Source organism: Mucilaginibacter sp. HD30, assembly GCF_054061755.1.
The window spans coordinates 1,288,371-1,313,978 of sequence record NZ_JBSSEO010000001.1 but is presented as its reverse complement, the minus strand read 5'-3'; the positions used below and the strand labels follow the sequence as shown (position 1 = coordinate 1,313,978).

Here is a 25,608-nt window from a genome sequence, read left to right as displayed (position 1 = left end):
ATTCTTACTTCTTGCGGGCATAAGCCATTGAAGCGGCGACAAAGTTAATAAAAAGTGGATGCGGATTAGCAACCGTTGATTTTAATTCGGGATGGAACTGTGCACCCAAAAAAAACGGATGATTTTTTAACTCGACAATCTCCACTAAATTATTTTGAGGGTTAAAACCCGATGGTACCAAACCTGCAGTTTCGTATTGCTTTAAATATTCATTGTTAAATTCATATCTGTGGCGATGGCGTTCGGTTATATGTAATTTACCGTAGATGGCAGCAGCTTTGGTGCCTTTCTTTATATCGCAAGGATATGCGCCTAAACGCATGGTACCGCCTTTATTTACCACCTTTTTTTGTTCTTCCATCATAGCAATAACGGGGTTAGGGGTATTTGGGCTCATCTCGGTACTGCTTGCGCCTTCTAAGTTTAAAACATTACGGCCAAACTCTACCACCGCGCATTGCATACCCAAACAAATACCAAAAAACGGTATATTATTTTCGCGTACATATCTAATAGCGGCTATTTTACCTTCAAAACCGCGTTCGCCAAAACCGGGCGCTACCAATACGCCATGTAAGCCTTGTAGCTTTTCAATAGCGTTTTGAGGGGTTAACTCTTCTGATGGTATATACCTTACCTTTACCTTGCACTCGTTTTTAGCACCTGCGTGTATAAACGATTCTATTATTGATTTATAAGCATCGGGCAGTTCAACATATTTACCTACAAGGCCAATGCAAACATCAGAGGTAGGGTTCTTTAAACGCCCCAAAAAGTCCTTCCAGCTTTCCAGATCAGGCTCAACCTTATGTGGCAACTTTAATTTTGTTAATACCGTTTTATCCAATTGCTCTTTCAACATCAGCAACGGTACATCATAAATTGATGGTGCGTCTATAGATTCGACAACAGCATTGATGTTAACGTTACAAAATAATGCGATTTTTTTTCTGAGGTCAGCATTTAAATGATGCTCCGTACGGCAAACCAGTATATCCGGCTGAATACCGTATTCCAGTAACATTTTAACAGAGTGCTGGGTAGGCTTGGTTTTTAACTCGCCCGCTGCAGCCAGATAAGGTACCAAAGTAAGGTGAATAACAATTGAATTACCCGAACCGGCTTCCCATTTAAACTGACGAACAGCTTCGATATAAGGTAAGGATTCAATATCACCAACGGTACCACCTAATTCGGTTATTACAATATCATACTCACCGCTTTCGCCAAGTATGCGCATGTTTCTTTTTATCTCATCAGTAATGTGTGGCACCACCTGCACGGTTTTTCCTAAAAAGGCCCCTTCGCGTTCTTTGTTGATGACATTTTGATAGATGCGGCCGGTTGTAATATTATTAGCCTGAGAAGTTGGCGTATTTAAAAAGCGCTCATAATGACCAAGGTCCAGATCAGTTTCGGCACCATCCTCAGTAACATAACATTCACCGTGCTCGTAGGGATTTAATGTTCCCGGATCAATGTTAATATATGGATCGAACTTTTGGATGGTTACGCGATAACCGCGCGATTGAAGCAATTTAGCTAAGGAAGCTGATATAATACCTTTTCCTAACGAAGAGGTTACACCGCCCGTAACAAATATGTATTTGGTCATGTTTTTTGTTTGTGTACGGGATACAAAAGTAGAAATTTTTTCGGGAGTTTGGGACATTATAAAACATTTGCCAAACAGCCTGATAATGAATGGTTGCTGACGGTTTTTATTGTGTTTTCTAAAAATCGAAGTTATGCCGAACTTGTTTCGGCACCTCACAGAAAGGTATAAAGCGATAGGTTGGCCGGCTACTTAGTGCGTGGGGTGCCGAAATAAATTCGGCATGACGACTAAGGCAAAAGTTCCAAATCTGCCGGTGTATCTACTGCATACGTTTCAAACTCAGTTTCTGCCACTTTTATGCGATAACCATTCTCTATCCAACGCAATTGCTCTAATGCTTCGGCTTTTTCTAATTGGGAGACTTCCAACTTTGTTATCTGCTGCAAAACATCAGCGCGGTAAGCGTAAATGCCTATATGTTTATAATAAGTATAAAACTCCAACCAGTTTTCCGGCTGCTCTCCCCTTATATGTGGTAAAGCTGAGCGCGAAAAGTAAACAGCCTCATTCATTTTATTTACCACCACCTTAGGCGAGTTGGGATTATGCAGTTCCTGCTCGCTTTTAATACGTTTTATCAGTGTAGCTATCTGTACATCCGGCGAGTCAAAACAAGTGGCCAGTTTGCTTATCTGTTCAGGCTCAATATAAGGCTCGTCGCCCTGGATATTGATAATAACATCATAATCAATATGGATAGCAGCCACTTCGGCACAGCGGTCTGTACCGCTTTGGTGATTATCAGCTGTCATTAAAGCCTTGCCACCGAATTGGATAACATGGTCAAATATGCGGTCATCGTCTGTAGCCACCAAAACATCTGTAAGGTCGGCGCACTTAGCGGCCTGCTCATACACACGCTGTATCATACTTTTACCCGCAATATCTACCAAGGGCTTCCCGGGGAAACGAGACGATGCGTAACGTGCCGGTATAATGCCGAGAATATTCATTTTTTAAAAGTGATGGTTTTGAAAGCAGCTAAGGCTAACTTTTGATTTGCTTGCGATAGATTCATACATGCATTTGAAAATTAAAATATGACGAACGAGTATGAGCATATATGCCCGTAATACCTCTGCCTGTAACTTTAGGATAAATTAATTTTATAATATAACCTTGAGTAGTATCAACTTTTATTACATGGTATTTATCGTCCGCTTCATCAAGATGATTTGCATATCCTCTATCACTGCAGTCAAAACTCAAATCAACTTTGGGTCCAACAATCTCTCCAATAAATGAATCTTCACCTCGTTGTTTCTTATAACTCCAATTGCGAGGTACTTTGATAGAAAACTCACTTAAATCAAGTTTCTTCAAGTCAGGTTGAATGAAGCTAAGTAATATAATTTGCGACAGAACAACAATTAAGATTTTTATTGATCGCATATCCTTCACCTAAAACTCAAAATAGCCCATTTACTTCCCGCTCAATAGCCTCTACAATGGTGGCCATATCTTCAGTGTTATTGGCAAAATCCAGATTGTCTTTGTCCAATATCAACAGCTTGCCCAGGTTATAACCGGCTATCCATTTATCATACTTTTCGTTAAGCTTTGATAAATAATCTATACGGATACCTATCTCATACTCCCGCCCCCGGCGCTGAATATTGTTAACCAAAGTAGGTACGGATGCTTTAAGGTAAACCAGCAGATCGGGCGGTTTAATGTACTCAGTAATATTATCAAATATTGACGTGTAATTTTCGTAATCGCGGGTAGTCATCAGGCCCATATCATGCAGGTTCTCTGCAAAAATGTAGGCATCTTCATAAATGGTTCTGTCCTGTAAAATGTTGCGCCCGCTTTTTTGTATTTCTATGATCTGACGATAGCGGCTGTTGAGGAAATAGATCTGGAGATTAAAGCTCCAACGCTTCATATCGCTGTAAAAATCTTCCAGGTAAGGGTTATTGTCAACAGCTTCGTAAAGGGGATCCCAGCCATAGTTTTTGGCCAGCATTTCGGTGAGCGTGGTTTTGCCGGCTCCGATATTTCCAACAATAGCAATATGCATTTTAGTTCATGGTTGTTAGTTCATGGTTCATGGATGACAGTGATGAACAATGATAGCTTCTTAAATTAATTTCCGACTAATATACATTAACAACTACCAACTACCAACCAAGAACCAACAACTATCGGCACAAAAAACGCTATGAACTATGATCTATGAACCAATAACCATCAAAACCTACGAAAACCAATTATTTCGCGAACATCTTTAATAGTTCGCGATGCGCTTTCACGGGCCTTTTCAGCGCCCATTTTAGCCACTTTGCTTAAGTAATCTGTATCAGCGGCAATAGCATTTATACGGTCGCGGATGGGTGCGGTAGCAATGATCATATCCTCGGCCAGTTGCTTTTTAAGATCACCGTAACGTACCTGGCAAGTGTTATATAAGTTGTTAAAATGATCATAGGTATCCTGCGTGGACACCACTCTCATCAAGTCGAATAAGTTTTGAATCTCGTCGGGCTTTTGCTGATTTTCAACTGTAGGGCCGCTATCTGTAACGGCGCGCATTACCTTTTTGCGGATAACTTCGGGCGCATCACCTAAAAATATTGCGTTCCCCTCTCCTTCTGATTTGCCCATTTTTCCTTTACCATCCAGTCCGGGTATTTTAACCAGGTTATTGCTAAAGTTAAAAGCATAAGGCTCAGGGAAATATTTGTTGTTATATAACCTGTTAAATCTGTTACCAAAAGTGCGGGCCATTTCCAAATGCTGTTCCTGATCTTTACCTACCGGTACTTTGGTAGCTTTATGGATCAGTATATCTGCAGCCATTAACACCGGATAGGTTAACAAGCCCGCATTTACGTTTTCAGGATTTGCGCGTACTTTATCTTTAAATGATGTGCTGCGCTCCAATTCGCCCAAATAGGCGTTCATGTTAAGATATAAGTACAACTCGGCAATTTCGGGCACGTCAGACTGTACATATATAGTAGCTTTCTCCGGATCAATTCCCGCAGCAAGGTATTCAATCAGCACACTTTTAACATTGGTGTGCAGGCTGGCAGGTGTTGGATGCGTTGTAAGCGAGTGCAGATCAGCAATAAAGAAAAAGCAATTGTATTCGTGCTGCATTTTCACGAAGTTTTGTATCGCACCGTAGTAATTTCCAAGGTGCAGATTTCCGGTAGAGCGAATACCACTTACAACAATTTCCATAGCGGCGAAAGTAAGTATTTTTTCTATTTTTGGTGGCGATGAAAATAATATTGAGGAGGTTTCACTGCTTTTTATACGCAGTATCGGTGGGCCTCACCTACGCCTTATGTTTTCCATTTATTTACCTTTTATCGCGCAATCCCGGCAATTACAAATACATGAATGCCATTAGGCGTACATGGGGTTTTGTAAGTTCAATGTTAGTGGGTATAGTTTATAGTTTTAAATACCAAATAGGTATTGATTGGAGTCGCACTTATATCATTTGCCCCAACCATACCTCTAATCTGGATATTACCGCCATGACCATACTGGTTAAAAACAACCACCATTGTTTTATGGGCAAAGAGGAATTGTTAAATCATTTTGTAACCCGCCTGTTTTTTAAAACAGTAGATATCCCGGTTAACCGCGAAAGCAAAATGTCGTCGTACCGCGCCTTTAAAAAAGCATCAGAAGCGCTGGCAAATGGTACATCTGTTATTATTTTTCCGGAAGGAAAAATTGCCGACGAGTATCCGCCTCGGTTACAAGAGTTTAAAAATGGCCCTTTCAGGTTGGCAATTGAATTAAAAGTGCCCATAATTCCGGTTACATCTTTAAATACCTGGAAAGTTTTATGGGATACCGGCTTACAGTATGGCAGCAAACCAGGTATTTGTAATATATTTGTACATGAGCCGATAGAAACGGCGAATTTAACATTAGATGATGCTGACGCTTTACGCGATAAGGTACACGGCATGATCAAACAAAAATTTGAATAAAAAATGAATATTGATAAGGAAACCGTTGACAAGATAGCCCACCTGGCCCGATTGGATCTGCATGAGAACGACAAACAGGAAATGATTGGCGATATGAACCGGATACTTGATTTTATGGCCAAATTGAATGAGGTGGATACGTCGGGCGTGGAGCCTTTGGTATATATGTCAAACGAGATAAATGTTGTAAGGGAGGATGTAGCAAGACAAGACATAACCACACAGCAAGCACTTGAAAACGCACCTAAACATAATGATCAATACTTTTTGGTGGCTAAGGTTATTGGATAGCAATACAATTTATCAGCACGCGTAACATTTTTAACTATTCGCCGTCAAAGCAATAAAACATAATATATGAAGCCACTCATCACCATTAAGGACATCGGAAGAAAATATGTAATAGGCTCCGAAGTAATTCATGCCATAAAATCTGTGTCCTTAACTATAAATAAAGGTGAATTTGTGGCGCTAATGGGACCTTCAGGCTCCGGCAAATCAACCCTGATGAACATATTGGGCTGTTTGGATACGCCTACCAAAGGAGAATACATCCTGAATGGGATTAATGCCAGCCACATGACCGATAACGAATTGGCAGAAGTGCGTAACACCGAGATAGGCTTCGTTTTTCAAACTTTTAACTTATTACCCCGTAACAGCGCTTTAGATAACGTTGCTTTACCATTGGTTTATGCCGGTATAAACAAGGAGGGCCGAATAGAACGGGCACGCCAGGCATTAATTAATGTTGGGCTGGGCAACCGTATTGACCACAGGCCTAATGAGCTTTCGGGCGGGCAGCGCCAGCGTGTTGCTGTGGCAAGGGCGCTGATAAACAACCCTTCAATAATTTTGGCTGATGAGCCTACAGGTAACTTAGATACAAAAACCTCAATAGAAATAATGGGGCTTATTGAAGATATACATGCTAAGGGCAATACCATTATATTGGTTACGCACGAGGAGGATATTGCACAGCACGCCCACCGCATTGTACGTATGCGCGACGGTTTAGTTGAAAAAGACTACATAAACCCCAATATAGTTACTGTAGACAGAAGCAAAATAGTTAAACCCGGGGCAGAGACGGAGGAAGTTAAAGAGACCGCGGCCGAACCTAAATCAAAGGTAAAGCTAAGCAAATAGGTCTTGCGGAGAGCTCCCAGACATATGGCTTCGTTAATTTTGTTACGCTAAATGGAGAATTTACCTTTTGATGATAGCGGGCTCAATAGCGCAACTATTGATAATTTTAAAGCCATTTACTCAACCGTTAAAAGCCGTTTTAACCTGCAATTTACCGGGCATATTAATTTTCATCTGGAAGATTTCGAAGCTTTCAGAAATTGCATTGAAATTAACCAGCGGGCATCATACGTTATCAAACATGAGCGCAGCGACTCGTATTTATTGTTTATAGAAACCAAACATGCAGATAGTTCAAGCAGAGGCCACGTTACAGAAGAGCATTATCTGTATCATACCTGGGCCTTAGCTTACCTGAAAAAAGATTTTGGAAGAATCGTAATTCGCCCGGAAACGCTGAGGGATAAAATCATTGAGCTTATACATCCCCTTGAGCTTGATTTTGACGATGACAAGGCTTTTAGTAATACGTTTTACGTAATTGTTAGTGATGTGCAAAAAGCTAAAATATGCATGGATCGTAAATTCAGAAATGCGGTGATGGATATCCGCGATAACGATTTTATTATAGAGATAGTAAACCATACCCTGATAATTGGCAGCCACCACCCCATGCAACCAGAAAAGGCCATTGAAATAGCCGATTTTGTTAACCAATTGGCCGGTTTTTGTTAATTGGTATAAGTATAAAACTGCATCTTCCCGCAAGAGCAGGCGCAATCCGCATCAGTAACACTAAGTTTAGTTAGAAAATGCTGATAAAAGCCTATCCTGTCGTTCATTCCTTCATTTTCCCCTTTACTACACTCCACCGCGCCATTAATGATGTTTATGGTCATGCCAAAACCGGGTGTGCGGTTGTTTGCATTATCAACTGCGTTGGGCTGCCATTTGCCTATCATAACATCATGTGCCGATGGTTTATGCGTTTCGGGCATCATCCAAAACCATATGGCAACTTTAAAGGCTACAACGGGGTCGTTCTCCACTTTGTCCGGATCATTAAGCAAAACTTTCTTATCACCAAAAATACAGTCAGAAGCCTTACCATAATTGCCGTTATAGCTTAACTGCATGGGCCCGCGACCGTAATACTTTTTCCCCTGCACCTGCGGATACTCGTCACTCTCGCCGTAGTAATCCAGTGATGTATTGTCCTCATGGCGCAGCATTAAACCGTCAGTGTAAGTTCCGTTTTCGCCATGTCTTGTTTCGTGCGCTATATGCGCAAAAAAGGCTGCCAGTTCTTTTTTATTTGTTGATGAATCGGCAGCGGTGCAAAAGTCGCCATAGTCAACAGTGAAAATGCTATCGGGTTTTACCTTGGCCCACGGCTCTTCCCAATCTATATCCTGTCTTACAATTGATGCCTTATTTGTTTTTTTATCTGTGCGAACTATTTGGTAAACCGACAAGGATCTGCGCGACACCTGTACTTTTATATCTGCCAATTGTTTAACAGCCTGCATAAAAGCAGCGTATGTATAAAATTTATCCCGTTGCGGAAAAAGTTGGTTAAACTGTTTTTCTGTGATTAGATCAAATTGCTGTTGAGAAGGAGATATTGTATTGGACTTTTCTTTAGTTTCTGTAGCGCTACCACATTTAAAGCTTAATAAGGTTAAAGCAAATATGATGACTAAGAATAATCTGGTAGAAAACAACACAGGCTTCATAACTGATGCAGAATTTAATTTGACGGTAAAAATACCGTTGTTTATTTTACATATAAAATATTGTACCAATTATTACCTAAGTTTAGCTGCGACATTAAACACATGAAGATATATACCAAAACAGGCGACAAAGGCTTTACTTCTCTTATTGGCGGAACGCGTGTACCTAAACATGACATCCGAATAGAAAGTTACGGGACAGTTGATGAGCTGAACTCATGGATAGGTTTGATACGCGACCAACAAATAGATGCCGACCATAAAGAAATATTAAAACAAATACAGGAAACGTTGTTTGTAATAGGCTCGCACCTGGCAGCGGATCCTGAACGTTCTAAAATGACGCTCCCGGACCTAAGCAGTAACGAAGCAGAATTATTAGAAAAGACAATTGATAAAATGAACGAACAATTGCCGGCCTTAACTCATTTTATATTACCTGGAGGTAGTACAGTTATCTCCTATTGCCACTTGGCCCGTTGCGTTTGCCGCCGGGCAGAACGTACGGTAACTCATCTGGCCGAAATTAGTATAGTAGATGAGCGGATAATTATTTATCTGAACAGGCTTAGTGATTACATTTTTGTTTTAGGCCGAAAGCTAGCAAACGAACATAACATTACTGAAAATCAATGGATTCCGCAGGTTAAAAAAAATTAAAAAAATATCTTGATAAACGATATAAAAATGTTATACTTTTGCGAAAATTGAAAATCATTCAAAAACTAAAATATCTATAGAATATGTACTGGACACTTGAATTGGCATCTCACCTGGAGGATGCACCCTGGCCTGCCACAAAAGACGAATTAATTGACTATGCTATACGCTCAGGCGCACCTGTTGAGGTTATTGAGAACCTGCAGGCATTAGAAGACGACGGCGAGCCATATGAGAATATTGAAGAAATATGGCCTGATTACCCTACAAAAGATGACTTCTTTTTTAACGAAGACGAATATTAAAAGGTAATAATGCAATAAAAAAGCCGCTTTGATAGCTATCAAAGCGGCTTTTTTTGTTTACTGCATAGTTTGGAATGGTTTTAGTGTACAGTGACATTATTCACTAAAAAACTTACAACCATGAGAAGCTTACTTTACATTATTGCCGTTATTTTGGTAATTGGCTGGATATTAGGATTTTTTGTATACCCTACGGGAGGAAGTATAATACACGTACTATTAGTTATAGCAATTATTGCCCTGCTATTAGGTGTTATTAGAAGAGCTTAGTTTTTTTAAGAGACAAGAATCAAGAGCCAAGAGTTAAGACTCTTTTTTGACGATTGACTTTGGTTTTTTTTAATTAAACTATCGTCTTGGTTCTTAACTCTTGATTCTTGGCTCTTATAAAATTTTATACGTCTTGCCCGGTAACGAGCGGATGTAGCCCTGCATTTCCATATTTAATAAGCCCATGGCTATCTGGCTCATGGGCATATTTATTTTAAGGCTAAGGTCATCAATGGCAACAGGCGTTTTATGTTGCTGTATTACATTAAATATGGTCTGCTCATCTGCCGATAGATCAAATGGCAGCATAAATTGCTCCACCACTTTGTTTTCTTCACTCCGTTCCCAGCCCATGCTATAAGCCAGATCTGGGGCGCAGGTTAGTAATGCGGCTTTATTGTTGCGAATAAGGAAGTTGCATCCTTCAGAATAAACATCGTCTACCCTACCCGGGAAGGCAAAAACATCACGATTGTATGAGTTAGCAATTTCTGCAGTAATTAAGGCGCCGCCTTTTATACCGGCTTCAATTACTACTGTGGCATCAGCCATACCGGCCACAATACGGTTACGCTGCGGAAAATTTTCCCTGTCTGGTATGGTTCCGGATGGATATTCTGTTAACAAGCCACCGTTGTTCAGCATTTTATCTGCGGTTGTTCGGTTGGCCGCAGGATACAACCTGTCTAACCCGTGCCCAACCACTCCAACTGTTGGTACGTTGTTTTTTAGGCAGTCTTTATGTGCTGCAACATCAATGCCCAGGGCCAGGCCGCTTAATACTAATACATTATACTGCGTTAAATCTTCTACTAATTGGCGGCAAAGGTTTTTTCCATATTCGGTAGCGTTGCGTGTGCCAACAATACTTACCACGCGCTTATTATTTAAATCTGCATTACCCTTACTATATAATAACACAGGGGCATCTACACAATTCTTTAAACGCTTAGGGTAACGCGTGTCTGTATAAAAAATAACATCGATCGCGTTTTTCTCTACAAATTTCAATTCAACCTCTGCTCTTCGCAAAGCCTCATCAAAATTTAGCGTTGAAATTCTTTTTTCCCCAATGCCGGGCACTTTCAATATTTTACTTACCGGTGCTTTAAATACGGCTTCTGCGTCGCCAAAATAACTCATAAGCGCCCTTGCATACGCGGTGCCAATATTCTTTAAAAAAGTTAATGCTATTTGATGTTGCTGTGACATGGTGTAAATGTGCAGATATGCGGATGGGCAAATGTGCGGATGTGAATATATAAAAATGTGCAGATTATAGGGTCAAAAAAATAATTTTAGAAAACTACTAAAATAGTTTGCAAACTATTAAAATAGTTCTACCTTTATTCAACTACATAAATAGTTTGTGATGAATGTTAAAGAATTAACCAAAGCCGAAGAACAGATAATGCAGATCCTATGGACCTTAAAGGAAGGGATAGTAAAAGATATCCTGGAACAAATGCCCGAGCCCAAGCCCGCCTACAACACCGTATCTACGGTTGTAAGGGTATTGGAGGGCAAAGGTTTTATTGATCATAAGGCATATGGCAACTCGCATGTTTATTTCCCAGTCATTAGCGAAGCTGCTTACCGAAAGTTCACATTTGATAAAATGATGACCAATTATTTCAGCAACTCTTACCAAAGCCTGGTATCGTTTATTGCCAATGAAAAGAAATTAGGTGTAAATGAACTGGATGAACTGACCAAATTAATTGAGGACCTAAAAAACAAAAAGAAATGAACTGGCTGTATTACCTGGCAGAAGCTAATTTATACCTGTGCGTATTTTATCTGGCCTACTGCATCTTATTGGTTAAAGAAACTCATTATCAATTATAACCGCGCCTACTTGCTGTTAAGCTGCGTAATGGCTTTTGTGCTGCCTGTTTTACAGGTGGGGGTGTTACGCCCGGCCCTGGTTGATAGTGGCCCGGTGGCTTCCTATGTGGTCACCCACCCGGATCAATATATGCAACCCTCAAACATTATAAGTACACCTGTCGAGGCCACCGCTCCGGCTTTTAGTATTGATGATTATTTGTGGTTGGTTTATGTGGCCGGTACAGTAGTAGTGTTGTTGTTACTAACGCTGAAATTATACTCGGTATTTAAGCTGACACGGAATAATAAAGCCAAACTGGGTAGCTACAAAATGGTATATCTGATAGATACCGATGTGGCTTTCTCGTTTTTTAACTACCTGTTTATAGGTACACGTGCCGCAGGCGCTGATACCATTATTACACATGAGCTTGTGCATATCCGCCAAAAACACTCTGCAGATATTATGTTTTTAGAATTGCTTAAAGTGATTTGCTGGTTTAATCCCTGTATTTATCTATTGCAAAACAGCCTGAAAACAGTACACGAATATATTGCCGATGAGCAAACCGCCGCTACCGAGGTTGATGCGCTAACCTATTCATCTTTTTTAGTGAATAACGCTTATGGTGCGGGTGGCTCTTCTATAACTCATTCATTTTTCAATTATAACCTGTTAAAAAAGAGAATTATCATGTTAAACCAACAACGCTCGGGTAAATTAACCAGGCTAAAATACCTTATTGCGGTTCCTGTTTGCGCAGGCTTGCTTTGTGCCTCAACGCTGGCGTTTAGTAAAAGCTACGGATGGATAGTTATTGCCCCTGCTGAAAAAGCGATTTCATTACCGGATACTTTAACAACCTCAAAGGGCTTTAAGTACAAAGAAAAAATCTATTCAAAAAATGGCTATAAGTATTGTGATGTTATTTTTTTTGAAGCTGATGGACAAACCAAGACCTTTAAGTCTGACCCAATGACCGCGAATAAGCTGAATCTGTTAAAACAACACTACGGTTATGAGTTCCCTGAAGGAACCGTCCCTCCTCCTCCGCCCCCAATGCCTCCTAAACCTAAAGTAGATCAGGTTAAGTTTCCGCCGGTTGTTAAGCCTAAAAAAACTGATGTGGTTAAATTTCAGCCAAAGCCTAAGGTAGATCAGGTTAAATTTCCTTCACCAGCAGTAAAATGGCAAAAAAGTAAACTTTCGCCCCCGCCGCCAGAACCACCTAAACCTAAGGTAGATCAAGTTAGATTTCCTCCATTGGTAGTAAAACCGGATGCTGGGAACACTGTTACGGGCCAAACAAAAGTAACACCTAAGGGCTACATTTATGAAGAAGGCGCGTTCATAGCTGATAAAAAGGGAGACATGTTTGTTATAATATATGAAAAGGGCGAGGGTCAGCAACCTATTTATCGAAGTTCGGCTACAGCAAAGCAGATCAGTACGTTGAAGAATAAATACGGGTATAAGTTTCCGGATCTGAAAGTATATCCAGGAATGCCGCCACCGCCGCCGCCTATGGCCCCTGTTGAACAGCCCGCTAAACCTACAAGTAGTTTGTTAAATAAAAGAACCAGTACGAAAAATACCGCAGCCAACCGCGTCAATGCAAGGCAGTTGCTAATAGTAAACGGTAAACCTTTTATACCAAGCCAACAACAAAGAGATAGGTTAAAGTCAGGAGGTGATGTTTTAACTACGGCTTCGGATTCGATAATTACTTATGGCAAAAACGACCCTTACGCGTTATCTAAATGGGGACCTGACGCCGCCAATGGAGTAGTTGTGCTTTTTGGAAAAACATCTGTTACTGTTAAATAGATAAACATGAGCATCACAGCAAAAACAATATCACTGAGTTTGATCATAATGTTTGTGGCAGCATTAGCTTATGCCCAAAAACTTCCCAACATTCAAAAAGAAAGCGTTAGGGCACCTGCCAATATTAAAGTAGACGGCAAAGCCACAGAATGGGACAATAAGTTTAAAGCGCAGAACAATGCCACCGAGCTGTTTTACACCCTGTCTAACGATGATGAAAACTTGTATTTTACGGCAAACACAGGGCTAAAGGATATAATGATCAAGATTATGCGGGGAGGAATAACGCTGAGCATTAACCCAACGCACAATAAGAAAACCGACGGGGCGATGGCTTTCACTTATCCTTCATTTGAACTGGAAGGGATGTCAAGGGTGGCTAACATGATAGTGTTAACAGACAAGCGTAATCTGGAAAAAAACCCAGGCAAGGAGCTTGTTACTGCCGCAGAATTAACAAAAGTGTTTAGTGGAAATGCCAAGACCATTAGTTTATCAGGAATTAAAGAGATAACCAATAAAGAGCTCGCAATATATAACGAAAACGGAATACAGGTAGCAGCGCAATTTGACGACAAGTTAGGTTACATATATGAATTAGCGGTTCCTTTAAAATACCTTTCCTTACCTGATGGAGGTACTGAAGCCTTCAGCTATCAGATTAAAGTAAACGAACCTAAGCCATTGGCACCAAAATTTGATGGCAAGGGCCTTCCGCCACCACCACCGCCGCCAATGGGTATTAATACGGTAGCAACTACTGATGTTTGGGGTGAATACACGCTGGCAAAAAAATAATTAAAATGGAGGTTGACATTTGTTAAACTCCATTTTTCAATGCTCAAAACTTGTATACAACAAAACCGTTAAAAACTTGTTATAGTAGTATTGCTTAATTAAAAACATAAAGCTATGCCATCATCCAACAAAAAAAGTGGTAAGAAAATCTTAAGATATATTGCAGCAGGAGTGCTGTCTTTTGGTTTGGTACATGCAACCAACATCGTAAAAGCACAGGGTCCGCCACCACCACCGCCGCCACCTGGTGAATTGTTTAAAAAAGCAGGCGATGGGTTAAAGAAAATAAATCCGTTTAAGAAAAGCCGGAAAACAGTACGCAGGCGTAACAACGCCGGCCTGCCTGCTCCAGGAACGCCACCACCGGCGCCAGGTGGTCCGTTAAATTTAAAACGACCACCAGCTCCACCAAAACCACCCGGATTATAGCGTTTAGTTTCCAGTGTCCATATCAAGCTCGCCGTGTTTATTTATATAACAAGATATAAAAATGTGGCTTGATATGGGCTCATTGTTGTAAGTGGCCGGCTTAAACGTTCTATCTTCGGGATATAACTTTTCCGGATCAACTGAAAAAGCTTCATTGTAATAAGACGCTATTACATGTATCTTAAATTCGGCCAATTGCCCCATTGAGCTTATAAAAAGTTCAATTACTACTTTTACGTCGTCGGTATTATAACCCTGCAGCTCTGAGGGTAATTTAAAAAATCGTAGATAAGGTAAATATCCAAAGTAACGCCCACCTTGCTTTATGGGCTTTGTTATTGTTATTGAATCAGTAATTTTGGATTCTATTTGATATTTAAAGTTTGAGGTTTCATCTTCAGGTGCTTCAAAAACCAACTTGCCTGTGTCATAATTAAATATCTGCGTAGGTCTTTGCTTTTTATCAAAAAAACGCCATAGCCCCACGCGCTTGTCATTAGCGTATTTACCCTGCGCCAAAACAACCTTTTTGTTATACAGGGCTTGATACGGTCCTTCTTTTAACTGCCTGTCGGCGGTAATAACGGTGTTGTATTTTTCCGTTACAACAGATGTTATTTTGTTTTTGCGTATCACTTCTGTTTGCGCCAGGCAAACCTTCACACCGCAAAACATCATTGCTAAAATAAAAAACTTGCTCACTTCACTAATTTTTCACAATATTATAAATTATTATGCAACACTACGAACACCTGGCCCGAAACTAAACGCTATAATGTCTGCCTTAAACAACAACGACCAGCCCTATAAATCAGTTACTTTCTCTGAAACGGTCATTACCGAACTGATGATACCCTCCTATTCTAATTTTGGCGGCAAGATACACGGGGGAATTTTGCTTTCGTTAATGGATAAGGTGGCCTACGTTTGCGCAGCAAAGCACGCAGGTAATTATTGTGTAACAGCCTCTATTGACACTGTAGATTTTTTGCAGCCTGTAGAAGTTGGCGAATTGGTATCATTAATGGCATCAGTAAATTATGTAGGTAAAACATCATTGGTGATTGGCATACGGGTAATATCCGAAAATATAAAAACCAATACTGTACAGCACACCAATACCAGTTACTTTACCATGGTTGCCAAAGATGATGACAATAAACCTGTTATGATACCTGGGTTAATTTTGGAGAACCGCGATCAGGTGCGGCGTTTTATTGAGGCGAAGCGTCGTAAAGAAATAAAACAGAGTTACAAGCAAGAGGTAAACAATATAACCGTCCCCGAAAATTATGAGCAATGCCAGGCCCTCCTAATAGGTGAGCGCTGCCAGATTACGCAATAGTGTTAATTTAAAAATCAATAAAAAAAGTTTCCTTAACATTAAAAAAGCACTCAATTTAATTAATTTGCATATATTACACTCCGATTACAAAACCTAATTATTCAAATTAATTTTTAAGACGATCTTAATGGCTTTTTTAAATACTGTACTGGAACCACCTGCGTATGGCTGGAGTGATGAGCGTGGTGACCTGGCGAAGCCAACCCCAAAACAAATTTTTTCCGAGTTTTTTTCAAGACTGAATGTTTTTCGGGATAAAAAGAACTGGCTTTCTTTTTTAAGCTGGATGATGATAGTGGTGCTTGCGCCGTTCCTTTTTATTTTCATTTTTAAATATTTTTCATTCAAATTATTACTGGCAGCCTTTTTTTACAGCATGATTGTAATGGGCACGCACGGTACTATTTGGCATCACAGGTATTGCACACATGGGGCTTATCAGTTCAGCAATAAATTCTGGCGTTTTTTTACGCAAAATCTTACCCTTAAAATAATTCCCGAGGAGATCTATGCCGTATCGCACCACGTGCATCATGCCTTGTCTGATCAGCCGGGCGACCCGTACAATGCAGGCGGTGGCTTTTTATATTGCTTTTTGGCAGATGTAAATCACCAACCCATTAACCGCAACATGAGCGAAGCTGACTATGCCAAATGCGTAAATTTAATGAAGCATACAGGGGTAAACGTTAATACTTATGCGCAATATAAAAAATGGGGTACGCTGGCTAACCCAACCCGTACGCTAATTAGCGTTGCTTTAAGCTGGGGATTTTGGTTTACTGCTTTTTACCTCATGGGCGGTATAGGTTTGGCTTGTGCCCTATTTGGTGCTGCGGGCTTTTGGGCCGTAGGTGTACGTACCTTTAACTACGAGGGCCACGGTAAAGGGGAAGATAAGCGTAAAGATGGTGTTGATTACAATCGCAGTGATATGTCTATCAATCAGCTATGGCCTGGTATTGTTGCCGGCGAATGGCACAACAATCACCACTTGTTTCCAAAAAGCGCCCGCTCGGGTTTCAAACCACATCAGGTAGATAGCGCATGGTATTATATAAAATTTATGAGCATGATAGGCGCTGTAAAATCGTATAACGATTCAAAAAAACAGTTCTACCTGCAATATTGCGATGCTCCTGCTATTGTATGCAATACTGAGATAAAGGAAGAAGTAAAAGAAGAACAAACAGAGGAAGTTGCAGTACCTGCTTAACTCGGAAATAACGACGATTGATATTATCATATTAAAAAAAGGAGGCAAAGGAAACTTTGTCTCCTTTTTAATTGATTAGTAGCCTGTTTATTAGTAGAATTTTTACCTTTAGTGAACCGATTATTTCTAAAAAAATCATAATCATCATGATCAGGAAAGTATTTTATTTTTCCGCGTTCGTAATTTGTCTAAGTTACAACGCGAACGCACAAGGTATTGGCATATTTGAGGGTCAGGGCGATGTAGGCAATGTAAAACCCAGAGGTACGGCCACCTATAACCCACAAACGCAGCAATATACGGTAACAGCATCTGGTGCAAATGTGTGGGGCACTACAGATGCATTTCACTTTTTGTGGCGAAAAATAAAAGGCGACTTTATTTTAACTGCAAACGTGCGCTTTTTGCCACGCAAAGGTGCCAGCGAATACCGTAAGGTGGGCGTAATGGTACGTTCCAATTTAAATGCCGGTTCAAAACATGTGGATGTGGCTACGCATGGCGGCAAATTGGTTGCCATGCAGTATCGCTTAGCCGAAAATGACAGCACTAAACAGCTCATATCAAAAGTAGAGAACGCCAACGTTATACAATTAGAGCGCAGGGGTAATGTGTACAGAATGTGGGTAGCAAAACAAGGTGATCCTTTTACGCTGGACACCTTAAAAATTACCGACATGGATGATGATGCTTATGTGGGCATATTTTTATGCGCTCACAACGCACAGGCAGTTGAAAAGGCAATATTCAGCAACGTCAGAATTACTGTTCCTAACAAAGTTGATTTTAAACCTTACACTGACTACATAGGCAGTAACATTGAATTACTGGATCTGGCTACCAAAAACAGGCGGGTAATTTACCAGTATAATAAATCCATACAAGCGCCAAACTGGACAAGAGACGGGAAAAAACTGCTATACAACCAAGATGACCTGCTTTATACATATGAACTGGCTACCAATAAACCTACCCTTTTAAACACCGGTGATGTTAAACGAAATAATAACGACCACGTTATATCTTTTGATGGTAAAAGATTAGCGATAAGCAGTTTTGGTGTGCGAGGCGGACCGGACAATGGCCGCTCTATAGGCTATGTAGTGCCTATTACCGGTGGGCAGCCTAAGCGTATTACTACTGTCGCTCCTTCCTATATTCATAGCTGGTCGCCCGATGATAAAGCCATTGTATTTATGAGCACACGCGACGGAAATTCTGACATTTACAGCGTTTCGCCGGATGGTGGTACAGAAACCAGGCTAACCACAGATCCTGCTTACGATGATGGTTGTGAATATACCCCGGATGGCAAATACATTTACTTTAACTCGGTACGCACGGGGCACATGCAAATTTGGCGTATGAAACCGGACGGCAGCGAACAAACTCAGATCACGCACAGCGATTTTAATGATTGGTTCCCCCACATATCGCCGGATGGAAAATTTATAGTCTATATCTCCTTCCTGCTAAACGAGGTAGGCCCTCAAGATCACCCTTTTTACAGGCACGTTTATCTGCAACGCATGCCTATAAGCGGAGGCAAACCCGAGGTTATTGCTTATTTATATGGCGGCCAGGGCACCATCAATACACCTTCGTTTTCTCCTGATGGTAAACAAGTAGCATTTGTAAGCAATACGGATCTTTTGTTTCCATTATTTCCTATTGAGTATCAAAAAAAATAGTATAATTGTTACCTTGCATTGCAATGGCTGAGCTTACACTTTAAACAAAGTGCAGGCTTTGCCATTGTTACCAATTAAACTAAAAATCAGAACTAAAAAATGAAATTAAGACTTGGAATGGTGGGTGGCGGACAAGGTGCCTTTATTGGTGCAGTACACCGTATTGCCGCCCGCATTGATGACGACTATGAACTGGTTTGCGGAGCGTTTAGCAGCAACGCAGAAAAATCTAAAGCAAGTGGTGTTGCGCTTGGTATTGCAGCCGACAGAGCTTATGGGTCATACGAGGAAATGATCGAAAAAGAAAAGCAGCTTGCGGAAGACGAACGCGTACAAGTGATAAGTATTGTTACACCAAATCACGCCCACTTCGGCCCTACCAAGTTGGCTTTAGAAAACGGTTTCCATGTTATTTTAGATAAGCCAATGACTTTCTCTTTAGCTGAAGCCAAAGAACTGGAGCAAGTAGTTGCCGCAAGCGATAAATTATTTTGTCTTACCCATACCTACACAGGCTATCCTATGGTTAAAGAGGCCCGTCAGCTGGCGCTTACCGGTAAATTAGGTACCATTCGTAAAATATATGTTGAATACCCGCAGGGTTGGTTAAGCAGCTTCCTTGAGGGCGAAGATAATAAGCAAGCTTCATGGCGCACTGATCCGGGTAAAAGTGGCATAGCGGGTTGTATGGGCGATATTGGCACCCATGCCTTTAACCTTTGCGAATATGTTACCGGCTTACAGGTTACCCAACTTTGTGCTGATTTAAACATAGTAGTTGAAGGCCGTAAATTAGATGATGACGGTTCTGTTTTAATGAAACTTAACAACGGCGCAAGTGCTGTTTTAACAGCGTCGCAGATAGCTATTGGCGAAGAAAACAACGTTAAGATAAGAGTGTATGGCGATAAGGCGGGTTTAGAGTGGGAACAATGGGATGCCAACACTCTTAAAGTGAAATATGCTGATAAGCCAACCGAAATTTGGCGCACAGGCGCAGGTTATTTAAGCTCGTGCGCCAGCCATAATACCCGCACACCTGGTGGCCACCCCGAAGGTTATCTGGAAGCCTTTGCCAACCTTTATCACAACTTCGCTTTAACCATTAAAGCCGGCATTGAAGGCAAAGAAGCTCCGGCAGAAGCAAAAGACTTTCCGGGTATTAGCGACGGGTTAAGAGGTATGGCATTTATTGAGAATGTTATAGCCTCAGGTAAATCAGATCTTAAATGGACTAAATTCACTGTATAAAATTCTATGAAAACTATTAAAGGACCTGCTATATTTTTAGCACAGTTTTTAGGTGATAAACCACCTTTTGATACTTTAGATGATATTTGCAAATGGGCTGCTGGCCTGGGCTTTAAGGGTGTACAAATACCTACCTGGGCAGGTAATTATTTTGACCTTAAACAAGCAGCTGAAAGTAAAACATATGCTGACGAGATAAAAGGCAAAGTTGCAAGTTACGGATTAGAAATTACCGAATTATCTACCCACTTACAAGGTCAATTAGTAGCAGTGCACCCGGCTTACGATGACTTGTTTGATGGCTTTGCTCCTTCAGGATATCATAAAAATCCAAAAGCACGCCAGGAATGGGCAGTGCAGCAATTGAAGTATGCCGCACAGGCGTCAAAAAACTTAGGTTTGAATGCCCACGTAACCTTTAGCGGTGCCTTGCTTTGGCCTACTGTTTATCCATGGCCACAACGCCCCGCAGGTTTAGTTGAAACAGGTTTTACCGAGTTAGCAAACCGCTGGAAACCGATACTGGATGTATTTGATGAGAATGGCGTTGACGTTTGTTACGAAATTCACCCGGGCGAAGATCTGCACGATGGCATAAGCTACGAGATGTTTTTAGAAAAGGTAAACAATCATAAACGTGCATGTTTATTGTATGATCCATCGCACTTTGTATTGCAATGCCTTAACTACCTGGAATTTATTGACATTTACCACGAACGTATAAAAATGTTTCACGTTAAAGATGCTGAGTTTAACCCAACCGGCCGCCAGGGAGTATACGGCGGTTACCAGAACTGGGTTGAACGCGCGGGTCGTTTCCGTTCTTTAGGCGATGGTCAGGTTGATTTTAAATCTATCTTTAGCAAAATGGCACAATACGACTTTGACGGATGGGCCGTTATGGAGTGGGAATGCGCTTTGAAACATCCTGAGGATGGCGCAAGAGAAGGCGCTACCTTTATTAAGGATCATATTATCCGCGTAACAGAAAAAGCCTTTGATGACTTTGCAGGCACAGGCTCTGACGAGGAATTTAATAAAAAAGTATTGGGAATTAGTTGATTAGGTGAATGGTTGCTTAAGGAGTAGTTGGTTTTTAAGAAAAAACTGCTCACTTAAGCAACCATTCACCAAAAAAACTTAATCACCTAATAAACTACCCACCTAATCAACTAAACAAAACCGATTATAAACCTAAAATTAAAAGAAGAATGCAAATTAACCGACCACAATTATTTACGGCAAGCTGCCTTGCCTTAATGGTAACCGGCCTTTCCTTTGGCATAAGGGCAGGTACCTTAGAAACTATGGGGGCGCAGTTTAGCCTTGATAAATCTCAGCTGGCATCAATTGCTTCTACAGCTTTCACCGCCTTTTCGGCCGTAATAGTATTAGGCGCATTTATTGTGGACCTTATTGGCATGAAACGCCTGCTTGTTTTTGCTTTTTTGTTCCACATTGCGGGTATAGCGCTTACTATCTTTGCTAAAGATTTTACGCAGTTATACATTGGCACTTTACTGGTAGGTTTTGCCAACGGCACAATTGAAGCTGCATGTAATCCATTGGTTGCTGGTATGTATACTGATAATAAAACAACCAAGCTTAACCATTTTCACTTGTGGTTTCCCAGCGGTATAGTAATTGGTACGCTGATAGTGGTATTGCTTAACAAATTGGGCGTTACAAGCTGGCAGATACAAGTTGGTACCATGTTAATACCGACTGTAATCTACGGATTCTTATTTTCTAAGCTTGATTTCCCTGTTACTGAGCGCGTTGCATCAGGAGTTAGCTATTCAGGCATGTTTAAAGCAGTTCTTAACCCGCTGTTTATTTTCATGATAATTTGCATGGTGGGTACTGCCACAACCGAGTTGTTTACCGGTACATTTATAGACGTACTTTTAAGAAACGTATCAGACAACGCTTTGCTATTGTTAACTTTAGAAACAGGCGTAATGATACTTGGAAGGGCTTTTGCCAAGCCAATACTTAAAAAGGTTAGTCCTGAAATATTGTTACTGACATCTGCAATATTAGCTGCTTTAGGATTGTATATGTTTACTACCGTGAGCGGCCCAATGTTGTACCTTGCCGCGGTGATATTTGGCATGGGTGTAACCTTTTTCTGGCCTACCATGCTTGGTTTTGTAAATACGCATATCCCGGAAACAGGCGCGTTAGGCTTAAACCTGATGGGTGGCGCAGGCATGTTTTCAGTGGGTATATTCATGTTATTTATGGGCAGTTACTATGATAAAGTTCAGAAAAGTGCCGGTGATGATCCACTTGCTGCCGGGCAGGCCGTATTAAATGCCACGCTAATAATACCCATTGTATTGATAGCAGCGTTCACGGGCTTATTATTTTATATGCGTGGCCGCAGCAAAAAAACAGCGGCCGCAGTGCAGGTTTAATACACTATTAATTAAATATGAGACGCGATGGGTTTGAAGTCCATCGCGTTTTTTGCTAGATCATGTTCTGAATTTGTGTTTCATTTATTGCCAAAAATACCCGTTTTCACAATTGACCTACTATCAATTGGTTAATAGTATATTAAAGCTAAAAAAACTTACTTAAAAGTAGTTTCATACTGTTTCATACCACATTGGTAATGTCATGATAGTAAACACAATAGCAAAATATTCGTTTCACACGTTTCGCCTGTGTGTATATTATTGTGAAACAGCACGCCCACATCTTTCTAACACTTAAGGTTTGAAACCCACCGCTATTTTTGCTTAATTGCAACATGCAAACAGCTATCAAGCTCTCTAATATTTCCAAAACCTTTAACCACGGCAAACCCACCCAGGTTGACGCTGTTAAAAAAGTTAGTTTGGATATAAAAAGCGGCGAGTTTGTTGTTATTGTTGGTTCAAATGGCTCCGGTAAAACCACTTTGCTTAACCTTGTATCGGGCAGTGCCTCTCCCTCTTCGGGCACTGTCAGTATAAGCGGTACCGACGTTACCAACCTTGCAGACCATGAGCGAAGCAAATGGATAGCACGCGTTTTTCAAAACCCATTGAGCGGCACCGCATCAGAGTTAAGTATTTTAGATAATTTTCGCCTGGCAGCAATACGCACCAAGGCAAAAGGGCTAACTATCGGTGTTAACAAGGCATTTAAGGGCATCGTGCAGAATAAAGTGGCAACACTCGGCATGGGTTTAGAAAGTAAAATAGAACAGCCTATGGGTACCTTGTCGGGCGGACAGCGGCAGGCCTTAACATTGCTAATGAGCGTTATGGATGAGTGCAAGGTGCTTTTACTTGACGAACCTACCGCAGCGCTTGATCCCCGCTCTGCAGAAATTGTGATGCAAACTGCCCATAAAATAAGCATGGAGTTCAATTTGACAACCATATTGGTTACCCACAATCTGAAGGATGCCTTTAATTACGGCAACCGGATCATCCAAATGGCCGAAGGGCAAATAATAAAAGACCATAGTGCAGAAGTTAAAAGCAAGTTAACACAAAATGACCTTTTTGACTGGTTTAGCTAATCCATTTGTCAACGCACTGATAGTCAACGTTGGCAGTCTATAGATTTTTGCTTAATTTGCAATAAATTAATATTGATTAAACTGAATGTTGTCTTTTAGAATATCTTTTATAGCAGCTTTTTCCTTGGCTGCTTCGTTTTGTTATGCTCAGCCTGCGGCCAATACAGAATACAATCACCAGGAGCTTTTTGGCCCAATAAACTGGCCGGTACCGGGCGAAACCCGGACAGCGAGCGGCAAGCCATCTGACCGCTACTGGCAAAACCGTGCTGATTATCAAATACGCGCCACCCTTTATGAGGGCCAACGCGACACTACCATCACGGGTGAGACAACTATCAGCTACACTAATAATAGTCCTGATGAGTTAGAATATCTTTGGTTACAATTGGATCAGAACCTCTTCAGGCCTGATTCCCGGGGTGCGGCGACCACTCCTGTAACGGGAGATCGTTTTGACGTAAAGGGTTTCAACCGCGGTGGCATCCGCATAACGTCAGTAACCATTAATTACAAAGGGCAAACGTACACGGTAAATCCATTAATCACTGACGCACGCATGCAACTACGCCTTAATAAGCCCCTTGGGTCTAAAGGCGACAAAATACAGATCAAGATAGATTACAATTTTTCCATTCCGTTATATGGGGCCGACCGTATGGGTCGTAAAAAATTCAGTCAGGGTTATGTTTATGAAATAGCCCAGTGGTATCCGCGCATGTGTGTTTATGATGATGTCGAGGGATGGAATACGCTTCCGTATATGGGTTTGGGAGAATTTTATTGCGACTATGGCGATTTTGACTATTACATTACTGTTCCCGGCGATATGGTAGTTGTAGGATCGGGTGATCTGCAAAATGCTTCAGAAGTGTTAACTCCCTTGCAATTAAAACGTCTTGCTGATGCTAAAAACAGCGATAAAACGGTTACGCTGATAACAGAAAGGGAGGTTGGTGATGAATCAACACATTTGGGTAAGCAATCCCTGACGTGGCACTTCAAAATGGAAAACAGTCGTGATATTGCATGGGCCGCGTCAAAAGCATTTATTTGGGATGCTGCCAGGGTAAACTTGCCATCGGGACGTAGAGTGATAGCCATGTCAGCTTATCCAAAAGAGAGTGCGGGTAACAATGGCTGGGGCCGCTCAACCGAGTATTTGAAAAACAGCATGGAGATCTATTCTAAAAAATATTTTGAATATCCATGGAATTCGGCAGTAAACGTTTCGGGTGTAGCTTTAGGAATGGAGTATCCGGGCATTATATTTTGCCTTAGCAACTACAAAAACGGCAAATTATGGGGTGATGTTACGCACGAGATAGGCCATAACTGGTTCCCGATGATAGTTGGCTCAAACGAACGTAAATACATGTGGCAGGATGAGGGCTTTAACACTTTTGTTAATGACTACGCCGCTAAGGAATTTAACAACGGAGAATATTTTAATGAAACTGAACTTAATGCACAGGGAATTTTGCAACAATACAAAAACAGCAAGGATCCGTTGATGACACCTCCCGAGGCGATAGGCTTAAATGACTACGGACAATACTATGTTAAAACCGCGCTTGGGCTAAAAATGCTAAGAAATGTAGTGCTTGGATCTGACAGGTTTGATTATGCTTTTAATCAATACATTAAAAACTGGGCCATGAAACACCCTACGCCGTATGATTTTTTCAGGGCGATAAATAACGCGGCTGGCGAAGATCTTAACTGGTTTTGGAAAGAGTGGTTTTTTACCACATGGAAGTTAGATCAGGCTGTTGGTGGTGTTAAATATGAAAATGATGATCCGGCGGACGGCGCGTTTATAACCATCTTTAATAAAGAAAAAATGGCTATGCCCGTTAGCTTAAAAATTACATTAACTAATGGCAGATCGGAAATTGTAGAGTTACCTGTAAACATTTGGCAACGAGGCGGCACATGGACTTTTAAATACGCATCTAAACTGCCTGTAAAAAGCATAATTATAGACCCAAATGGTGCGCTGCCCGACTCAGACCTGCGAAATAACGAATGGAAAGCAAATTAAAATCCTGCAACAATATACCCGGATA

Annotated in this window: 27 protein-coding genes; 18 read left to right on the top strand and 9 right to left on the bottom strand. The window is 41.0% G+C overall.

The genetic code is table 11. The annotated features are described in order from the left end of the window. Positions 1-4 precede the first annotated feature (4 nt). The 5 genes from ACVW2L_RS06400 to trpS form a co-directional block, all read right to left on the bottom strand. A complete protein-coding gene (locus ACVW2L_RS06400; RefSeq protein WP_457127134.1) occupies positions 5-1,615 on the bottom strand; it encodes a CTP synthase in 1,611 nt (536 codons plus the stop codon). Between the two features lie 230 nt (positions 1,616-1,845). Beyond that, on the bottom strand, positions 1,846-2,571 hold the full coding sequence (gene kdsB, locus ACVW2L_RS06395) for a 3-deoxy-manno-octulosonate cytidylyltransferase (RefSeq protein ID WP_457127133.1): 726 nt from the start codon (positions 2,569-2,571) through the stop codon (positions 1,846-1,848). A 61-nt stretch (positions 2,572-2,632) separates the two neighbouring features. Beyond that, positions 2,633-2,941 carry a hypothetical protein gene (locus ACVW2L_RS06390; protein WP_457127132.1) on the bottom strand — a complete coding sequence of 103 codons (309 nt, stop codon included), beginning with the start codon at positions 2,939-2,941 and terminating at the stop codon, positions 2,633-2,635. Between the two features lie 85 nt (positions 2,942-3,026). Beyond that, positions 3,027-3,641 (bottom strand): deoxynucleoside kinase, encoded by a 615-nt coding sequence (locus ACVW2L_RS06385; RefSeq protein WP_457127131.1) that lies wholly within the window; start codon positions 3,639-3,641, stop codon positions 3,027-3,029. A gap of 170 nt (positions 3,642-3,811) precedes the next feature. Continuing rightward, positions 3,812-4,807 (bottom strand): tryptophan--tRNA ligase, encoded by a 996-nt coding sequence (gene trpS / locus ACVW2L_RS06380; RefSeq protein ID WP_457127130.1) that lies wholly within the window; start codon positions 4,805-4,807, stop codon positions 3,812-3,814. 38 nt (positions 4,808-4,845) lie between these two features. On the opposite strand from trpS, the gene ACVW2L_RS06375 reads away from it, so the two are divergent. The 4 genes from ACVW2L_RS06375 (at position 4,846) to ACVW2L_RS06360 (ending at position 7,398) form a co-directional block, all read left to right on the top strand. After that, on the top strand, positions 4,846-5,574 hold the full coding sequence (locus ACVW2L_RS06375; protein WP_457127129.1) for a lysophospholipid acyltransferase family protein: 729 nt from the start codon (positions 4,846-4,848) through the stop codon (positions 5,572-5,574). A gap of 3 nt (positions 5,575-5,577) precedes the next feature. Beyond that, the gene (gatC, locus tag ACVW2L_RS06370) at positions 5,578-5,865 is read left to right on the top strand and encodes an Asp-tRNA(Asn)/Glu-tRNA(Gln) amidotransferase subunit GatC (protein ID WP_457127128.1); all 288 of its coding nucleotides are present in this window, start codon (positions 5,578-5,580) and stop codon (positions 5,863-5,865) included. 66 nt (positions 5,866-5,931) lie between these two features. Continuing rightward, the gene (locus tag ACVW2L_RS06365; protein ID WP_457127127.1) at positions 5,932-6,723 is read left to right on the top strand and encodes an ABC transporter ATP-binding protein; all 792 of its coding nucleotides are present in this window, start codon (positions 5,932-5,934) and stop codon (positions 6,721-6,723) included. A gap of 51 nt (positions 6,724-6,774) precedes the next feature. Then, positions 6,775-7,398 (top strand): hypothetical protein, encoded by a 624-nt coding sequence (locus ACVW2L_RS06360; protein WP_457127126.1) that lies wholly within the window; start codon positions 6,775-6,777, stop codon positions 7,396-7,398. Here the strand turns inward: ACVW2L_RS06360 and ACVW2L_RS06355 are convergent. Then, positions 7,395-8,399, bottom strand: coding sequence for a chitinase (locus ACVW2L_RS06355; RefSeq protein ID WP_457127125.1), 1,005 nt, complete (start codon positions 8,397-8,399; stop codon positions 7,395-7,397). The two genes, ACVW2L_RS06360 and ACVW2L_RS06355, sit on opposite strands and share 4 nt — an antisense overlap. Positions 8,400-8,501: 102 nt before the next feature. Between ACVW2L_RS06355 and ACVW2L_RS06350 the strand changes: the two genes are divergently transcribed. The 3 genes from ACVW2L_RS06350 (at position 8,502) to ACVW2L_RS06340 (ending at position 9,634) form a co-directional block, all read left to right on the top strand. Continuing rightward, entirely contained in the window at positions 8,502-9,059 is a 558-nt protein-coding gene (locus tag ACVW2L_RS06350) for a cob(I)yrinic acid a,c-diamide adenosyltransferase (protein WP_457127124.1), read from the top strand. 83 nt (positions 9,060-9,142) lie between these two features. Then, positions 9,143-9,364 carry a DUF2795 domain-containing protein gene (locus ACVW2L_RS06345; protein WP_002996718.1) on the top strand — a complete coding sequence of 74 codons (222 nt, stop codon included), beginning with the start codon at positions 9,143-9,145 and terminating at the stop codon, positions 9,362-9,364. Positions 9,365-9,484: 120 nt separating this feature from the next. Beyond that, positions 9,485-9,634, top strand: coding sequence for a lmo0937 family membrane protein (locus ACVW2L_RS06340; protein WP_457127123.1), 150 nt, complete (start codon positions 9,485-9,487; stop codon positions 9,632-9,634). 114 nt (positions 9,635-9,748) lie between these two features. On the opposite strand, the gene dprA is transcribed toward ACVW2L_RS06340, so the two are convergent. Next, positions 9,749-10,846 (bottom strand): DNA-processing protein DprA, encoded by a 1,098-nt coding sequence (dprA, locus tag ACVW2L_RS06335; protein WP_457127122.1) that lies wholly within the window; start codon positions 10,844-10,846, stop codon positions 9,749-9,751. A gap of 160 nt (positions 10,847-11,006) precedes the next feature. On the opposite strand from dprA, the gene ACVW2L_RS06330 reads away from it, so the two are divergent. The 3 genes from ACVW2L_RS06330 (at position 11,007) to ACVW2L_RS06320 (ending at position 14,090) form a co-directional block, all read left to right on the top strand. Then, entirely contained in the window at positions 11,007-11,384 is a 378-nt protein-coding gene (locus tag ACVW2L_RS06330; protein ID WP_457127121.1) for a BlaI/MecI/CopY family transcriptional regulator, read from the top strand. A gap of 108 nt (positions 11,385-11,492) precedes the next feature. After that, positions 11,493-13,292, top strand: a complete 1,800-nt coding sequence (locus ACVW2L_RS06325) for a M56 family metallopeptidase (protein ID WP_457127120.1) — start codon at positions 11,493-11,495, stop codon at positions 13,290-13,292. A gap of 6 nt (positions 13,293-13,298) precedes the next feature. Then, positions 13,299-14,090, top strand: a complete 792-nt coding sequence (locus ACVW2L_RS06320) for a hypothetical protein (RefSeq protein ID WP_457127119.1) — start codon at positions 13,299-13,301, stop codon at positions 14,088-14,090. Between the two features lie 98 nt (positions 14,091-14,188). Here ACVW2L_RS06320 and ACVW2L_RS06315 read toward each other — a convergent pair whose 3' ends face one another. Then, positions 14,189-14,545, bottom strand: coding sequence for a hypothetical protein (locus ACVW2L_RS06315; RefSeq protein WP_457127118.1), 357 nt, complete (start codon positions 14,543-14,545; stop codon positions 14,189-14,191). Next, entirely contained in the window at positions 14,523-15,221 is a 699-nt protein-coding gene (locus ACVW2L_RS06310; RefSeq protein ID WP_457127117.1) for a hypothetical protein, read from the bottom strand. The genes ACVW2L_RS06315 and ACVW2L_RS06310 overlap by 23 nt, the downstream gene beginning before the upstream one ends. Positions 15,222-15,294: 73 nt before the next feature. Here ACVW2L_RS06310 and ACVW2L_RS06305 point away from each other — a divergent pair, with 73 nt between their 5' ends. From ACVW2L_RS06305 to ACVW2L_RS06270, 8 genes are all read left to right on the top strand, one after another. Further along, positions 15,295-15,864 (top strand): acyl-CoA thioesterase, encoded by a 570-nt coding sequence (locus ACVW2L_RS06305; RefSeq protein ID WP_457127116.1) that lies wholly within the window; start codon positions 15,295-15,297, stop codon positions 15,862-15,864. A 127-nt stretch (positions 15,865-15,991) separates the two neighbouring features. Further along, a complete protein-coding gene (locus tag ACVW2L_RS06300; RefSeq protein ID WP_457127115.1) occupies positions 15,992-17,080 on the top strand; it encodes a fatty acid desaturase in 1,089 nt (362 codons plus the stop codon). Between the two features lie 146 nt (positions 17,081-17,226). Then, complete coding sequence (locus ACVW2L_RS06295; RefSeq protein WP_457127114.1) at positions 17,227-18,771, top strand: hypothetical protein; 1,545 nt, start codon at positions 17,227-17,229, stop codon at positions 18,769-18,771. Positions 18,772-18,870: 99 nt separating this feature from the next. After that, on the top strand, positions 18,871-20,022 hold the full coding sequence (locus ACVW2L_RS06290) for a Gfo/Idh/MocA family protein (RefSeq protein ID WP_457127113.1): 1,152 nt from the start codon (positions 18,871-18,873) through the stop codon (positions 20,020-20,022). 6 nt (positions 20,023-20,028) lie between these two features. Further along, the gene (locus ACVW2L_RS06285; RefSeq protein ID WP_457127112.1) at positions 20,029-21,084 is read left to right on the top strand and encodes a sugar phosphate isomerase/epimerase family protein; all 1,056 of its coding nucleotides are present in this window, start codon (positions 20,029-20,031) and stop codon (positions 21,082-21,084) included. Positions 21,085-21,233: 149 nt separating this feature from the next. Further along, positions 21,234-22,442 carry an MFS transporter gene (locus tag ACVW2L_RS06280; RefSeq protein WP_457127111.1) on the top strand — a complete coding sequence of 403 codons (1,209 nt, stop codon included), beginning with the start codon at positions 21,234-21,236 and terminating at the stop codon, positions 22,440-22,442. 338 nt (positions 22,443-22,780) lie between these two features. Further along, entirely contained in the window at positions 22,781-23,539 is a 759-nt protein-coding gene (locus tag ACVW2L_RS06275; protein ID WP_457127110.1) for an ABC transporter ATP-binding protein, read from the top strand. A gap of 85 nt (positions 23,540-23,624) precedes the next feature. Further along, positions 23,625-25,583, top strand: coding sequence for a M1 family metallopeptidase (locus tag ACVW2L_RS06270; protein ID WP_457127109.1), 1,959 nt, complete (start codon positions 23,625-23,627; stop codon positions 25,581-25,583). The last annotated feature ends 25 nt before the right edge of the window (positions 25,584-25,608 follow it).

Coding starts and splice junctions, on each gene's coding strand:
- ACVW2L_RS06400 (WP_457127134.1), bottom strand. CDS start 1,615: ATGACCAAATACATATTTGTTACGGGCGGTGTAACCTCTTCGTTAGGA.
- kdsB (WP_457127133.1), bottom strand. CDS start 2,571: ATGAATATTCTCGGCATTATACCGGCACGTTACGCATCGTCTCGTTTC.
- ACVW2L_RS06385 (WP_457127131.1), bottom strand. CDS start 3,641: ATGCATATTGCTATTGTTGGAAATATCGGAGCCGGCAAAACCACGCTC.
- trpS (WP_457127130.1), bottom strand. CDS start 4,807: ATGGAAATTGTTGTAAGTGGTATTCGCTCTACCGGAAATCTGCACCTT.
- ACVW2L_RS06375 (WP_457127129.1), top strand. CDS start 4,846: ATGAAAATAATATTGAGGAGGTTTCACTGCTTTTTATACGCAGTATCG.
- gatC (WP_457127128.1), top strand. CDS start 5,578: ATGAATATTGATAAGGAAACCGTTGACAAGATAGCCCACCTGGCCCGA.
- ACVW2L_RS06365 (WP_457127127.1), top strand. CDS start 5,932: ATGAAGCCACTCATCACCATTAAGGACATCGGAAGAAAATATGTAATA.
- ACVW2L_RS06360 (WP_457127126.1), top strand. CDS start 6,775: ATGGAGAATTTACCTTTTGATGATAGCGGGCTCAATAGCGCAACTATT.
- ACVW2L_RS06355 (WP_457127125.1), bottom strand. CDS start 8,399: ATGAAGCCTGTGTTGTTTTCTACCAGATTATTCTTAGTCATCATATTT.
- ACVW2L_RS06350 (WP_457127124.1), top strand. CDS start 8,502: ATGAAGATATATACCAAAACAGGCGACAAAGGCTTTACTTCTCTTATT.
- ACVW2L_RS06345 (WP_002996718.1), top strand. CDS start 9,143: ATGTACTGGACACTTGAATTGGCATCTCACCTGGAGGATGCACCCTGG.
- ACVW2L_RS06340 (WP_457127123.1), top strand. CDS start 9,485: ATGAGAAGCTTACTTTACATTATTGCCGTTATTTTGGTAATTGGCTGG.
- dprA (WP_457127122.1), bottom strand. CDS start 10,846: ATGTCACAGCAACATCAAATAGCATTAACTTTTTTAAAGAATATTGGC.
- ACVW2L_RS06330 (WP_457127121.1), top strand. CDS start 11,007: ATGAATGTTAAAGAATTAACCAAAGCCGAAGAACAGATAATGCAGATC.
- ACVW2L_RS06320 (WP_457127119.1), top strand. CDS start 13,299: ATGAGCATCACAGCAAAAACAATATCACTGAGTTTGATCATAATGTTT.
- ACVW2L_RS06305 (WP_457127116.1), top strand. CDS start 15,295: ATGTCTGCCTTAAACAACAACGACCAGCCCTATAAATCAGTTACTTTC.
- ACVW2L_RS06300 (WP_457127115.1), top strand. CDS start 15,992: ATGGCTTTTTTAAATACTGTACTGGAACCACCTGCGTATGGCTGGAGT.
- ACVW2L_RS06295 (WP_457127114.1), top strand. CDS start 17,227: ATGATCAGGAAAGTATTTTATTTTTCCGCGTTCGTAATTTGTCTAAGT.
- ACVW2L_RS06290 (WP_457127113.1), top strand. CDS start 18,871: ATGAAATTAAGACTTGGAATGGTGGGTGGCGGACAAGGTGCCTTTATT.
- ACVW2L_RS06285 (WP_457127112.1), top strand. CDS start 20,029: ATGAAAACTATTAAAGGACCTGCTATATTTTTAGCACAGTTTTTAGGT.
- ACVW2L_RS06280 (WP_457127111.1), top strand. CDS start 21,234: ATGCAAATTAACCGACCACAATTATTTACGGCAAGCTGCCTTGCCTTA.
- ACVW2L_RS06275 (WP_457127110.1), top strand. CDS start 22,781: ATGCAAACAGCTATCAAGCTCTCTAATATTTCCAAAACCTTTAACCAC.
- ACVW2L_RS06270 (WP_457127109.1), top strand. CDS start 23,625: ATGTTGTCTTTTAGAATATCTTTTATAGCAGCTTTTTCCTTGGCTGCT.